The sequence below is a fragment of the Pseudomonas gingeri genome, from assembly GCF_013385425.1.
Lineage (GTDB): Bacteria > Pseudomonadota > Gammaproteobacteria > Pseudomonadales > Pseudomonadaceae > Aquipseudomonas > Aquipseudomonas gingeri_D.
In genome coordinates, this window is sequence record NZ_JACAQA010000020.1 from 84033 (window position 1) to 98434 (window position 14402).

The window sequence follows — 14402 nt, forward strand, 5'->3', positions numbered from 1 at the left end:
CGGATTGAAACAGCATGCTGCGACAACCCGCTTGCGGCGGTTTGATACAGATCAAGCCGGGCTTGCCGGCGGGTGGCGATCATTGGTGAGCACGCGGGCAAACCATCGGCACTTGATGTAAATCAAGGGCCTGCCGGCCGGGCACCGCAGAATCGGAGATGACCGATTCTCTTCGGGTGACCCCCTTCAATACTTGTCTCGTGAAGTCGTCGCCCGCTACCCGGTGCGCTCGACAGGGCGTGCCCTGGAGGTGTCCCTTGTCTTCACGTCCACGTTTGCTCCTGGTTGCTCCGTCCGAAATGACCCACAGCCCGGCCTTTGACCGCGCCCTGGCGCTGGCCAAGGCCATGAACGCCACGCTGACCCTGGTGGCCTTCGTCTATCTCGATGGGTTGCAGCAGCTCGATCTGCTTGACGCCGACCGGCAGGCGGAGATTCGCGAGGCCTATCTGCAGCGCTATCGCCAATGGCTGGAACAGGAGGCCGAGGCCATGCGCGGCGAGGGGGTCGAGGTGACGACCGAGGTCAAGTGGGACCAGCCGTCGCTGAGTGCCTTGTCCGGTTACGTGCGTTCGCAGCATCCGGATCTGCTGATCAAGGATGCCCATCAGGAATCGGCCCTCAAGCGGATTTTCTTCACCCCACTGGACTGGCGTTTGCTGTGTGACAGCCGGGCGCCGATCCACCTGGTCACCGCCCAGGGCATGCCCATACCGCGCAAGGTACTGGCCTGCGTCGATGTGTTGCGCGATGACGTCGCGACGCGGGAACTCAACGACCGGATCATCGACCAGGCCGCCCGCTTCGCCACGCACTGCAAGTGCCCGCTGCACCTGCTCGGGGTCTATGACTGGACGGCCCTGTATCTCGCCGATATCGGCATCGGCAAGGTGCCCGTTTCGGTCAGCCCCAGCTATGACGAGCGCAAGGCCAAATTCCTGCACCTGGCCGACAAACATGCCCTGCACAAGGACAACCGGCATTTCATTGTCGGCACGCCGGGAAAGGCCATCGTCGAGTTTGTCGGCCAGGACGTCTTTGATGTGCTGGTCATCGGTACCGTGACCCACCGCTCGCTCAACAAGCTGTTGGGCAGCACCACCGAAAGCCTGTTGTATCAACCCCCCTGCAGCCTGCTGGTGATCAAGCCTGTCGAACTGCCGGATTTCGCCCAGTAAATCGATGAACAGCGAGCGGCTGTCCGGCGCTCCGAACGTCCTGCCCCATGGAGGTGTGTCATGAGTCAATACCAGCGCCTGCTGCTGATCACCGATCAGCACCTGCCCCATTCCCCGGCCGCCAAGCGTGCCGCCGCGCTGGCGGCGGCCAGCGGCGCGGCCTTGCACATCACCGCGCTGGTCCAGCCACCGCCGCGTATCCACCTGATCGAATCGGGCATGGATGAACAGGCCCGCGCGGCGTACACGGATAAATACCGGGTCTGGCTGGAGGGGGCGACCGAAAGTTTGCGCGGTAGTGGCCTGCAACTGACCACCGAAGCGCTGTGGACCACCCAGCCCTTGCGCGACATCCTGGTTCACGCCCGCGAGATCAAACCCGACCTGCTGATCAAGGACGTCTACCTGGAGCCGCTGCTCAGGCGGGTCTTTACCACCCCGCTGGATTGGCAGCTGTTGCAGGAAAGTCCGGTGCCGGTGCACCTGGTCAACCAGATCGCCTCGGCATTGCCCCGGCGGGTAGTGGCGGCTGTCGACACCTCCACGGGGGACGAAGGCATCACCGAGTTCAACCGCAAGATCATCCGTGAGGCCGAAGCCCTGGCGCTGCAATGTGACGCCGAACTGCACTTGTTGTATGCCTATGACTTGTCGCCGGCGCTTATGGCCGACCCCAGTGTCACCGTGATCTGGATCGATGAGCTGCGTGCCGCGCTGCTGGAGCCGTTCACCCGGTTGGCGGACGACTATGGCGTGCCGGCCGAGCGCCGACATTTCCTGATGGGCATGCCGGTGGGGGTGATCGCCGACTACGTGCAGGCCAATGGGATCGATGTGGTGGTGATGGGGGCGGTCCAGCCCAAGGGCCTGGGCAAGCTGATCGGCGATACCACCGAGCGGATCCTGCTGATTCCCGAATGCAGTGTACTGACGGTCAGGCCCGACTGAACCCGGGGTTAACTGAAAAGCCCCTTGCCGGTAACCGGCAAGGGGCTTTTTCATAACGTCGGGGCCGAGCGTGTCAGAGGCTCAGCAGACCCTGCCAGAGCATCCAGGCGGCCACCGCCGCCGCCAGCCAGATCAGCACCAGCAGGCCCTTGGCGAAACCGTTGAGCGGCTTGCGCCCCGGGGTCAGCAGGTAGATCAGCGAGCCGGGGGCGTAGAGCAGGGCACTGAGCAGCAGGTACTTGGGACCGGCGGCGTACAACAGCCAGAAGCAGTAGACGCTGGCCACCAGGGAAATCGCCAGGTCGCGGCCGCTGAGGCTGTCGCGCCCGGCCTGGCCACGGTCCAGCCAGCTGACCTTGAGCGCATAGAGGCCGCTGAACAGATAGGGCAGCAGGATCATCGAGGTGGCCAGGGAGATCAGTGCCAGATAGGTGGCATTGGCATACAACGTGAGGATCAGGAACAGCTGAATGCAACCGTTGGTGACCCACAGTGCATTGGCCGGTACGCCCTGGCCGTTTTCCTTGGACAGGACCTTTGGCATCACACTGGCCTTGGCCGGGCTGAACAGCGACTCGGCCGAGAGCAGGGTCCAGGCCAGCAGGGCGCCGCCCACGGAAACCATCAAGCCGAGGCTGATCATCATGCCGCCCCAGGGGCCGGCGATGGCTTGCAGCACACCGGCGGTGGAGGGGTTTTTCATGGCCGCCAGTTCGGGCTGGCCGAGGATGCCCAGCGACAGCAGCGAGACCGAAATCAGCAACAACAAGGTAATGGCAAAACCGATGATGGTGGCCCGGCCGACGTTGACCCGTTCCGCCGCCCGGGCGGAATAGACATTGGCGCCTTCGATACCGATAAAGACCCAGACGGTGACCAGCATGGTGCTCTTGACCTGGTCGAGAATCGAGCCCAGGGCCGGGGCTCCCCAGAAACCGGCAACGAAGGTGTCAGGATGAAAGGCGAGCGCGGCGCAGCCGACAAACACCAGGATCGGCACGATCTTGGCGATGGTGGTGATGGCATTGGCCCGCGCCGCGGTGCGTATGCCACGCAGGATCATGAAGTGCATCGCCCAGAGCAGCAGCGAGGCGGCAATGATCGCCACCTTGTTGTTACCGTCGCCGAAGGCCGGGAAAAAATAGCTGGCGGCGGCGAACAGGATGACCAGGTAGCCGACGTTGCCGATCCAGGCGCTGATCCAGTAGCCCCAGGCCGAGTTGAAGCCGACGAAGTCGCCGCCCAGGGCCTTGGCGTAGGCGAAGACGCCATTGTCCAGTTCCGGCTTGCGGTTGGACAGCATCTGGTAGACCAGGGCCAGGGACAGCATGCCGACCCCGGTGACCAGCCAGCCAATCAGGATCGCGCCGGCACCGGCACCGGCGGCCATGTTCTGCGGCAGACTGTAGGCGCCGCTACCGATGATGGAGCCCACTACCAGGGCGATCAACAGGCTCAGGGACAGGCGCGCCGATTGTGCCAGCGTCGCCGGTTTCAATGAGGGTGTGGTCGTGCCGGGGGATGAGCTCTGTTGCAAGGGCGTTGCCATGATGACACCTCCAGGGTCGGGACGGGACGTTCGGGTGCACCGATCAGCAAAGGCGGTACGGTCTGAACGCATAGGGTGAATGTCTGCGCATGGGGCCCTGGGGCTGTTGATTTTTATCAAGACTTGAATGGATAGGCGTTCTGGTCTCCTGCAGTAGAGGTCGACGCATGAATTTTCTTCCTTTCCCCGCGTCGGGCATGGTTACAATCGGGGCTCCTGACACGCAAGAGCTCCCTTTAATGGTTTCGCCGAGGACTGACATGGACGTTGCAGACATACTGGTATTGCAAGCGAGTTACACCAACCCGGTACACGCCGAGGCGATTGGACTGGTGCTCAATCACTATGCCGAAGACCCGATGGGCGGCGGCCAGAGCCTCGCGCCGGATGTGCTGCAACAGCTGCCCGGCGAACTGGCCAAGCGGCCCCACGCCTTCAGCGTACTGGCCTTTGTCGGCGGCGAGCCGGCCGGGCTGGTGAACTGCTTCGAAGGCTTTTCCACCTTTGCCTGCCGACCCCTGGTGAACGTGCATGATGTCTCGGTGGTGAGCAAGTTTCGCGGCCTCGGGCTGAGCCAGAAGATGCTGCAGAAGGTCGAGGACATCGCCCGTCAGCGCGGCTGCTGCAAGATCACCCTGGAGGTGCTGGAAGGCAACGGCGTGGCCCGGGCCTCCTACAAGAAATTCGGTTTCAGTGGGGCGCAGCTCGATCCGGAACACGGCCAGATGCTGTTCTGGAACAAGTCCCTCTAGTCCCGTTGCACCACCCATGGCCCTCTGCCGGAGAGGGCCTATCCATCTACCGCACACGATGCCTGCCGGGAGGTTTGAATCCTCCCGGAGTCGTGGCCGGCAAACCGATGCACCCGGTAACGACTCGTTCCTATCATTCGAACGAGGACGTCAACCATGTCAACGCAGTCGCCGGTTCCGGACAGTCAACCGATGGATCCGACTTCGGTCGCCAAGGCACTTTTCGCCGATCGCCCCAGTTTGCTCTCGGTCGCGACACCGCTGGTTCAGGCGGTGTTGGACGAGCACTATGGCGAATTCGAACTGTCGGCCGAGCGGGTACGCCTCGCCGTGCCCTATTGGGTCTTGGCCCAGGGTATCGACGGTGCCCCGGCAGGGCATAACTATTACCGCCTCAGCGAGGTCATGGTCGAGCGCTTCGCCCTGCGGGTTCCGGTCTGGGGGGCTTCCAGGAGCCCGCGCCTGGAAACCCATAACCTGCTCTGGCGCGAGCAGCCACCGGCCGCGCGGAAACCCCTGGCGATCGATCTCGACGGGTTGCTCAAGCGCCTGGACCAGGCGGCGCGATCACGGCTGCTGGAGAACCTGAAGCAGCAACTGATCGAGCGCTGGAATCAGTCGCCGGAGGGGCACGGGCCGAGCCGTTGGGCGCGGCTGGCGGCGGCGATCGGACGCTTGCTCGTTCCGGGACAGACGCCTGGCCGCAGAGGGCTCCCCGACCTGAGTCGCCTGCCGTTCTACATGGGTTATGCGCCTGGCGATGCGCAGGGCGAAAGCCCGACCCTGGATATTCGCGCCTTCGAGACCCGGGTCTTCAGCGTGGATGCCCAGGGCCGACGCTACCCGGAGCTGTTTCCGGTGATCGACTTCCTGCGCTATGAAGAAAATCTACAGCCATTGCCCTATCCGCTCTATTTCCATCCGGGAGAGGGTGGCCTGCGCCAGGGCAAGATGGACAGTGCCGAGCTGGTCGCGATGCTGATCGGCAGCCGGACCGCCGGGCGCAATCTGGAAATAAGGGAGTCGCTTGTCTGGCGCTGGAATGAACCGGCCGAAGTCATCGGCGACAGCCTGGCAAAAGGCTTGCTCGAATATCAATTGCAGGCGCTGAGCGCGACGCCGCCGGGCGACTGGGAGGCCAGGGCGCATCTTCAGCGTTGGGTGGACGATATTACCGATCCGGGCAAGTGGTTCGCCGTGCCCGCGAGGACCCAGGATGCCAGTCGTTTCCAGGTGCTCAGGCAGGAGCGCTGCGGCCCGGCGGCCCTGGGGCTGACCAGCGAATCGCTGCCCGACTGGTTGCTGGGGGCCTCGCTTGCCGATCGTTCAAGCTACAGCGCTTTGCTGCGGGAGCTGGCACGTCAGCAGTGTGAGTCTGGAGGCCGGCATTTCCTCGAAGACATCGGCACCCTCAATGAATTCGCCGCGCGGCGATTGCAGGCGCTGATGCTCCAGGACTATCCCGGGACCCGTGTCATCGACCCGAATGTAATCAAGCTCACTATCGACAAACTCGACTATAGCGCTACCCAGACCCTTGACCCGCAACAGGCGCAGGTCACGGTGCCGGTCGATATGACGCTGGTGGAACTGGCGTTGGCCAACCTGGGGGGCATGCGCCATACCGGTATGCGGATTCGCATCGAGGTGCGCGGGTTGCCGGAGCCCGTCCCGCGGTGGATGACTGCGGATTACCTGCGCGGCCTGGTGACCCGCGCCGACATCGGCCAGGCCTACCCGGACCTGCTCAAGGAGCATTTGATCACTGATGTCGCCGAGGCCCGGCGGCGCGAGGCGTTGTTCGTTGCGCAGTGGCGGGTGCGTTTGCCGCTCCAGGCCCTGGAGTTGAAGATCAAGGGAGCATCGGGTTTCAGCCTCGACGGCTTTCGTTACGTGCAGGCGCTGGTCCAACCGGCGGGTCCGGGGCGCTTTGTCGATACCGTGGAAATCGTCCTGCGGCCCCTGGCGTTCAAGGCCAGGGACGACTGGCAGGCGGACGAGGTGCAGGCGATGTTCCTGATCGGTCCACGGGATATGAGCCGCGGCCCGTTGATCCTGTACCGCCCGTTGTTCCTGCAACAACCGCTGCGCCAATTCGAAACCCGCCAGGCGTTGCTCGCCGCGATCCGCCAGCCCGGCGATCTGCAGCGCAGCGTCTTGACCTGGATGAGCGAAACGGCACGACAGCGTTATGACCATGGCGGTTTCGATGCAGCGCATATCGAGCAATTCCTCGGCGGCGACGAGTTCGCGCCGGCACCGTCCAGGCCCGTCCCCACAACGCTCGCCGAGGGCATCATCGAAGGTGACTATCTGCCGGCGATCTTCGCCGCCATGGTCAAGGCCCAGGTCGAGCAGGCCGACCGGCAGTCGGTGTCCAATGCCGAGCAGCGCTGGGCGGACTGGAAGGAGGGCGCCTGGCGGGTGCTGCTGGGCATCACCCAACTACCGTTTGCCGGCCTGCTGCCTTATGTCGGGCGTCTGGTGGAGGTGCTCGGCTGGCTGGTGGTCCTGAAGATCGGTCACGACGATCTACGGGCACTGGACAGCGACAATCGGGCGGAACAGTCGGCGGGAGCGGCGGACCTGTTGTTCAATCTCGCAGCCTTGCTGCTGCACTATCGCGCCGCTTCCGCCCCGGGTGAAACCGAGGCACCGCCGTTGCCCAGGCCTGCGCCGCCGCGCACGGAAGCGTTGCCCGCGCCGACCATCGCGCGGGCGCCCGACTTGCCCCGAGTCGAATTGAGTGCGTGGTCGATGTCGGGCTGGCCAATCCCCGATTCGCTGATGAGGCGGGTTCGCGCCTATCGTCTGCGTGCGTTTGACAAACCGGTATCGGCCTTGGCCGAACTGGGTCGTGTGGCGGACTCGGGGCCGGCTCGGGGATTGGTCCATATCGAGGATGCCGGCAAGGGCAAATGGTGTGCATTGATCCAGGGTGATCTTTACGAGGTGGCCTGGGAGGCCGACGAGGAGGGCATCAGAGTCGTCGACGAGCACGGCAATGCCGGACCCTGGGTGCGCAGCGACGAACAGGGGCGCTGGAGCCTGGATATGCGTTTACGCGGTGGCAGTCCGCCCAAGCGGGCCCAGGCCGGTGGAGGGCAAAACCTCGTCGAGGCGCGCGAGACACTGATAGCACTCAACCAGCAGACCAAGGATAGCGAGCCGTCGATCAGCAGCAGTGTCAAGCGCTGGAGGCTGGCGACCGAGGGCGAGACGGCCAAGCGGGTCACCTACGAGCGTCGAACCGCACTGCTTGGCGAGATGACCGCCTTGCTGGAGGAAAATCTGCAGAACTACCGCCAACAACTGGACCTGAGCAAAAAGTTGATGGCCGATACCCGGCTGATCAAGGCTGCGCGGCCCTTTCAGATCAATGCGCTGGACAACGGGGTGATGGGACTGCAGACCTTGCTCCATGCCCAGCAGACCTGGTTGTTGGAACGACTGGGTATGCCCTATTCGAGGGCTTCCCAACTGCCTGAAGCAGAGCAGTTGGCACCGGCTTTGGTCCAGGCCGAGTGGGAGCGTGATGCCACGGCCACTGATAAGGCGGTCGACTGGGCCCTTTGGCAGAAGGACTGGCTCGATCAACTGAGACAGATACGCGACGGCCGGGAGAATTATCAGCGGCTGATTAAAACGGTCGGCTGGGGCTCCATCGAGGTGGAAGTGCGCGCCTGGAAGATTGCGCAGTTGAAGAACCGTTTTGCCCTGGGCGAGCTGACGCCCGAGCATCTCGGGCAGGAAATGTTTGAGGACATCTGGGATCAGATCCATCGCTCGTATGTGTCCTATTACTCCTCTCTCGATGCCCTTGATGAGGTCAAATTGTTGACCGGCGAGCGTATCGAGCTGCTGGAGTCGGTTGTCGAGCAATCCAGTGATCTACAGGAAAAGCTCGAGTTCTATCTGGCGACCTTGGTCAGTCGTCGCTTGCCCACGGAAAAACTCGACCAGGTGCTCGCGGCACTGAAGGCACTCGGGCAGGAGACCCGGGAAGATCTGCGCCTGTTGCTGGGCCAGGATGATTGGGAGCTGCCGCCGATGCCTGTTGCTGGCCCATCGGCCAAGAAGACCACGAGAAAAGTCATCCGTACGCGCCACCGGCAACTGTTGTCCGGTGAGGTCCAGGCACCGGCGTCGGCGGATGGCGAAGAGACCGTGCAGGTCAGCGATGTCTATGGGCAGGTGATCGAGACCTATCGGAAAAATACCGCTGATGGGCTCTGGGAAGCGGTCGTCGCCCCGGACAAACCGGCCAGGCCGGCGGTGATCAGGCCCGAGGTCGGACTGGAAAAACGGGTGTCCAACGCGCGCCAACTGCTCAACGACGAAGCGTCGGCGATCGATCGGGTCATGCGCCAGGCCGTGCGCTCCAATGCGCCCAGGGCGCAGGAGGACATCCTGCGCTTGCAGGCCGAGGCGATGGAGCACCAGGCCACGGAGATCGACAAGCTCCTCGGCGTGGCGCAAACGCCGCCGCGCAATCCGGAGCGGGTCAGGAACGCCCTGGCGGTGGTGCGGCAACTGCGTGACGCGGCCCCGAGATTGCGGGCTTCCGGGCAGTACGCACGGATCCTCGCGATCAAGGCCAATCCACCGGAAATGCCGCGTATCGACTACCTGTTGGGGCTGGGCGAAGTGAGCATCCGCAAGGAAGGCGAGCGGATCCCGCTCGGCAAGAATGATTTCCTGCAGGAGTATGCTTTGCTCGACAAGGACGGCAAGCCGCTGTGGTACGCGCACTTTCATTACCCGAGCCTGTCGGCACTCGACTCGGCCTTCGGTGCCGCCCACTTGAAAACCCTCGAGCAGCGCAAGCTCGGCGGCAAGTACCAGTCGCTGGAGCAGGAAAAGGCCTTCAAGAAGATCCAGACGGGGAAGGGGGGCAGTGCCAACCTGGCGTTGCAGATCTATCGCAGCCGGATCGACCTGGCGGCGGCGCAACAGTATTTTTTCCCGGTGCCCGCGAACCCGGTTGATTGAACCGCGTGACGCGGTATAGCCCGCTACCGCGCGAGGGCTGACAGGTTCCTGTTAGCTGGCCGCTTTCCCATGTCAAGGATTGCGGCCTCATGATCTCCCTGCCGACCTCGCTGGAGACTTCACTTCAACACTACCGAAACACCGCCCGCACGCTTTTCGCCGCTCGACCGACACTGTCGTCGGTGGTGGACTCGCTGGTGCAGGCGGCGCTGGACCAACAGGCTCCCGACCTCAGGGTTCAGGGGCAACGGATCCAGGCTGAAACCCTCTGGCTCGGAGAGCGGGAGCCGGCCTCCCGCTATCGATACAGCGGCTTGTCCGAAGTCCTGTTGCGGCGCTTCAGCGAAGGCTGGAGCCCGCGTTATGACGCTCCCGATTCGATACTGGTGAGTCGGGCACCCGGCTCGCCGGTCGAGGTTGCGGTCACGACGGTGGACCTGAAACGGTTGGGCGCGGCGCTCGATCAGTGGGGCGATGCCCTGCTCGAAGTGTTCAAGGCACAACTGGTTGCGTTCTGGAATGAACCGGTGCCCGACTGGGCGGGCAAGGTCCCGGGCTCGGACGCCTGGGTGCCTGGTTGGGATCGACACGCGCCGGAGATTCCCAGCCGTTGCGCGGCCCTCTCGAACCTGCTGTTCGTTTCGATGTACGGCGCCGGCAGCATGCCCAATAGCCAGGCGCTCCAGGCCAGCCAGATGTTGCCCAAGGCGCTGGTCAGCGAAGACCAGTCGATCCGTGACAGCCTGCTGGGCAAGAATGCCCTGGCGGCTTATCTGCTGCATGCCAAGGGCCGGCGGCAACGGCTTGGCGTCACGCCCGTCGCGGTGGTTTTCGCCCGCCAGCTGTCAGCCTCGGACTTTGCCTATTTCCTGCTCCGCCCGGGTCATGACGTACAGCGCTTGCAGCCAGTCGATGAGCTCTGGACGCTATTGCGTGGTCAGGTGCCGGACCCCGGGAAGGTCGACCTGATCCCCTCGCAGCTGAATGTCTTCGACAACCTGGCCGGGGCCTTGCTGGAAAACCAGTTGCGCGCGCTGGAGCGTTTGCCGCGCGGCGTTACGCAGGGAGCTGGCGAGTCCTGGTCGGCGCGCGTCGAGCGCATCACCGATCCGGGAGACTGGTTTGCTACGCCCGCACCCGTGCCGCTCACCCCTCTGCAACGGCGGGTGCGCGAGGTGGCGCCGCTGTGGCTGCTGAACGCCGCAGAGGCGGACCGGCGCGGTTATGCCGGGTTGTTATCGACCTTGGTCGCGGCACTGGGCAAGTCTTCGTCCCACAGTATTTTCGACGAGGTGGCTTCGCTGTCGCGCTTTAGCCGACAGGCGCTGAGGTCGGCCATGGCGCGGCGGCATCCGCGGATGCCGGAGATCCGCATGCAGGACATCCTCCTGACGCTGGAGAAGTACCGGCGCAAGCCGCTGTTGCCGGACGTGCTGGGTGAGTTCGAGGAAGTCCAGTTGACGCTGCCCGAACTGGCGCTGGAAAACCTCGATGATTTTCGTTTCGGCGCGACGCGGATGCGTGTCCGGCTCGCCGCTGATGTGCCGCTGCCGGACTGGATGACGGCCGACTATCTACTGGAACTGATCGCCGAGGTGGATATCGGTGCCGGCTACCGGGCTTACCTGCGGCAGCGGCTGTTGGACGATACGCGGTATGCGGTGTTCCGCCAGCAACGCTTTTTTCACCAGATCCAGGCCCAACTGCCCTTGGCGGCATTGGAGCTCAAGCTCCGAGGCGAACAGGGTATGACCGAAATGGGCTATCGGCTGGTCAGGGCGATGTTGGCGTTCGACGCCCGTGATCGCCAGGTCGACGGCCTGCCGATCGTGCTCCGGCCGCTGGCCTTTCTGGCCAGTCCTGGGGCGAGCCCGGACAAGGCTGCGGGCATGTTTCTTATCGAACCCCGGGATACCCGCCGGGGCCCGCATCTGCTTTACCGTCCGCTGTTCGACCCGCCCCTGGGCGAGTATGTCTGCCGGCCGGCGCTGCTGGAGGCAGTCGGGCAATCGGGAGCCTTGCAGGACAGTGTGTTGGCCGGGCTCCCCGCCAATCGACGTGCGGTGTATGCCAACGGCGGTTTCCGTCAGCCCCATCTCGGCTCGGTCCTGCCGGGTGATGAAGCCGCGCCGTTGCCGGCACCGGCGGCACCGGCAACCCTGGGCGACGAGGAAGTCGCCGAGGACTATGTCCACCATCTGTTTCATGCCTGCATCAACGCGGTGATCCGCCAGGCCGATATGCAGTTGTGGTCGAATGCGGAAAAACGTTGGGCGCGCTTGAAGGACAGCGGATGGCAACTGTTCAGCTCAATGCTGATGTTTGCCAGCGGCCCGTTGACCCAGGCCAGCTGGTTGATCATGCTCTACCGGGGTATTCGCCAGGACCTGCCGGGGTTGCAGGGCGACGACGAGGATGCCCGGGCCCAGGGCTGGGCCGATATGCTGAGCAACCTGGCGGCGGTTCTGTTGCATGAGGTGACGGCGGATGAGCGCGAGCCGTTGCCGGAGTCGTTTACCACCCCGGAGTCGGCGGATCAGCACGAGCCCTTGGCGATCGAGGGGGAGGTGTCGCTTGAGCGGATCACAGCGCCTCCGACTTCCGACGATTCGCCACCACTGCCTTTCGACTTGTCCTGGTCGAATCCGCGCCAGGCCCTGTCGATGGCCTCGCGCAAAGCCCTGGAGAAGTTCAGTGTCAGGGGCTTCGACACGCCGCCGCGACTCGATAGCCTTGGTTCGGTTTCCGCAAGCGGTCCGAACAAGGGACTGGTGCATCTCGGGGGCCCCGGGGACACGGGCTGGCACGCGCTGATCGAGAATGCCCTGTATCAGGTCGCGTGGAGTGATGACGGTCCCCGTGTGGTCGATGCTTCGGGCGTTCCGGGGCCGTTTCTGGAGCGCGATGAGCAAGGTCGCTGGCGCTTCGATCTGCGTCTGCGCCTGCGCGGTGGCAGCGGCCGCGAAACCGTGCAGGCGCGCCTGCAGCGCAAGCTGCGCGACCGGGCGAGCGCGCTGCACGAGCAAATGACCCAGGCTTCGGCGCGCGTCGGCACCCTGTTGAACGAGGCCGAAATACTGCGCAAGCGTCTTGAGACCATGAGCGAGGGCAAGACCGCGAAGAACTTCAGCGACCGGCAACGCAGTGACAAACGTCGCGAATACCTGGGCAAGCTGGAGGGCTTGCAGGTGGCCCTCGAAGAAAAGATCCGCCTTATCAAGGCGTTCAATGACAATCGCCAGGTGGTGCCCAAATCGGCGACGCTGGTGGCCGCCTTGGCCGACAGCGTGCGCAATTGCCGGACATTGTTGAACCTGTCCCTGGCGGTGGGCCGCGAAGGCAGCCTGAGTGCCCGGGAGATCAACGAGATGATCGCCGCCGACTCGGATGCCCGTTATGCCCAGGTCGTCGCCAACCTGAAGAACAATGTCGAGATCACCGACAAGCAGATCCTCTGGAGCACCCGGGAATATGCCGCGCTCGATGAGTTGCGGGCGCTTCCCGAACTGGGGCCGGCGCAAGCCGCCGCACTGCAGCAGGCACCGGTGCAGCCGTTCACCCCGTTGGATTGGCAGGCGGTGCAACTGTCGACCCTGCTGGCCTTGACCCTGGACGAACTGCCCTTGCAGATCACCTTGCAAATGGACGATCAGATTTTCGCGGCCATCAAGCACAGCGCCGAGCAAACCCGGTACGTGACCAACACCATCAATCGCCTGAGTGCCGAAGATCCGCGCCAGGACCGCATCGATGCCTTGCTGACGGCCGTCAATCGCTACGATGAGACCCACGACTTGCTGAATTATTTGCAGGGCCTGATGCCGCAACAGCGCCTGCTCGAATACGCCACGCGCCTGTCGAGGCTGCTGGCGCAGTTGCGTGAAGGGGCGCTGAACAGACTGTTCGAATTATGGGAAGAGGCCGCGCCGGCCGAACCCGATCCCGTGCCCAGGCCCGCTCCGGTGGCTGGCGGCACGCGCAAGAAGTTTATCCGCACCCGCAACCGTGAAGTGTTTGTCGGCCGGGTATGCGAGCGTACGCCCGAACAGGAGGATGAGATCGTCGAGATCACCGATCCCAACGGCGCACTGGTGTCGGCCTTCAAGGAGAACAAGGAGGATGCCCGGGACACCTTCTGGGAGGAAGTGAAGGCCGAGCCGGCACCGCCGATCCCGCGCAAGGTCGGACTGTCCCGGCTGGTGACCCAGGGTCAGGCCGAGCGCGAGGGTGTCGAGGCCTTGATTCGCCAGGTGATGGCGTTGACCGGAACCTCCAAGGACCCCCGCGACCTGCAAGGTATCCTGGAGCTGAAGGCGCAGAAACTGAACGCCTTGGCGGACGATATCCAACAGGCCCTCACTGAGAGCGGCGGGACATCGGCGCCCATGAAAACCGCTCAAACGCTCAAGGACAGCTTGCGCCGCGAAGCCGCCGGGCTGATCGCCGAAGGGCGTCAGGCGCGTATCACCGCGATCAAGCGCAATCCCCCGCGGTTGGCGCGCCTGCAGTATCTGAAAGAGCAGGACCAGGTGGATATTCACCGCGCCGGCGGGCGACAGGCGCAGGAACAGGGCGGTTTCCTGCAAGAGTATGTGGTCAGCCACAAGGATGGCCGCCCCCTGTGGTACGCGCATTTCCATTACCCGGCAGCCACCACGGCGGATGCCGGGTTTGTCAGCGCGCATCTCAAGACCCTTGCGCAACGGCGCCTGGGCAGCAAGGCCCAGGCCACGGCCCGGCACCGGGCGGCGACGAGGATCGAGGCCGGGCAGGGCGGCCGGGCGCAGTTGACGCTGGATATCCACCGGGGCCAGATCCTCGACAAGCCTGTGGCCCAGGCGCTGTTTTTCAATACTGGCGAAGTGGATAGAGCCACTTGAAAACAGGCCGCTTGGCGTCTGCAATCAGTGTCCCGACCGATATCGAGACAGACATCCGCCTGCCGCTGGGCTAAGGTGTGTCAGAGCTTTTTCATCGATATCG

At 63.9% G+C, this 14402-nt stretch carries 6 protein-coding genes; 5 read left to right on the plus strand and 1 reads right to left on the minus strand.

The annotated features are described in order from the left end of the window. The first annotated feature begins 257 nt into the window (after window positions 1-257). Window positions 258-1178: a universal stress protein gene (locus HX830_RS23450; RefSeq protein ID WP_177102914.1), complete on the plus strand. Its 921-nt coding sequence runs from the start codon at window positions 258-260 to the stop codon at window positions 1176-1178. 60 nt (window positions 1179-1238) lie between these two features. After that, window positions 1239-2126: a universal stress protein gene (locus HX830_RS23455; RefSeq protein ID WP_152736917.1), complete on the plus strand. Its 888-nt coding sequence runs from the start codon at window positions 1239-1241 to the stop codon at window positions 2124-2126. Window positions 2127-2199: 73 nt separating this feature from the next. Here HX830_RS23455 and HX830_RS23460 read toward each other — a convergent pair whose 3' ends face one another. Beyond that, window positions 2200-3675 carry a basic amino acid/polyamine antiporter gene (locus HX830_RS23460; RefSeq protein WP_218171374.1) on the minus strand — a complete coding sequence of 492 codons (1476 nt, stop codon included), beginning with the start codon at window positions 3673-3675 and terminating at the stop codon, window positions 2200-2202. Between the two features lie 260 nt (window positions 3676-3935). Between HX830_RS23460 and HX830_RS23465 the strand changes: the two genes are divergently transcribed. The 3 genes from HX830_RS23465 (at window position 3936) to HX830_RS23475 (ending at window position 14299) form a co-directional block, all read left to right on the plus strand. Then, window positions 3936-4427 (plus strand): GNAT family N-acetyltransferase, encoded by a 492-nt coding sequence (locus HX830_RS23465; RefSeq protein ID WP_177102916.1) that lies wholly within the window; start codon window positions 3936-3938, stop codon window positions 4425-4427. A 156-nt stretch (window positions 4428-4583) separates the two neighbouring features. Beyond that, entirely contained in the window at window positions 4584-9419 is a 4836-nt protein-coding gene (locus HX830_RS23470; RefSeq protein ID WP_177102918.1) for a dermonecrotic toxin domain-containing protein, read from the plus strand. Between the two features lie 89 nt (window positions 9420-9508). Continuing rightward, window positions 9509-14299, plus strand: coding sequence for a hypothetical protein (locus HX830_RS23475; protein ID WP_177102920.1), 4791 nt, complete (start codon window positions 9509-9511; stop codon window positions 14297-14299). The last annotated feature ends 103 nt before the right edge of the window (window positions 14300-14402 follow it).

Bases quoted from the DNA above. Each gene is read 5' to 3' on its own strand.
- HX830_RS23470 (WP_177102918.1), top strand. From the start codon at position 4,584: ATGTCAACGCAGTCGCCGGTTCCGGACAGTCAACCGATGGATCCGACT.
- HX830_RS23475 (WP_177102920.1), top strand. From the start codon at position 9,509: ATGATCTCCCTGCCGACCTCGCTGGAGACTTCACTTCAACACTACCGA.
- HX830_RS23460 (WP_218171374.1), bottom strand. From the start codon at position 3,675: ATGGCAACGCCCTTGCAACAGAGCTCATCCCCCGGCACGACCACACCC.
- HX830_RS23455 (WP_152736917.1), top strand. From the start codon at position 1,239: ATGAGTCAATACCAGCGCCTGCTGCTGATCACCGATCAGCACCTGCCC.
- HX830_RS23465 (WP_177102916.1), top strand. From the start codon at position 3,936: ATGGACGTTGCAGACATACTGGTATTGCAAGCGAGTTACACCAACCCG.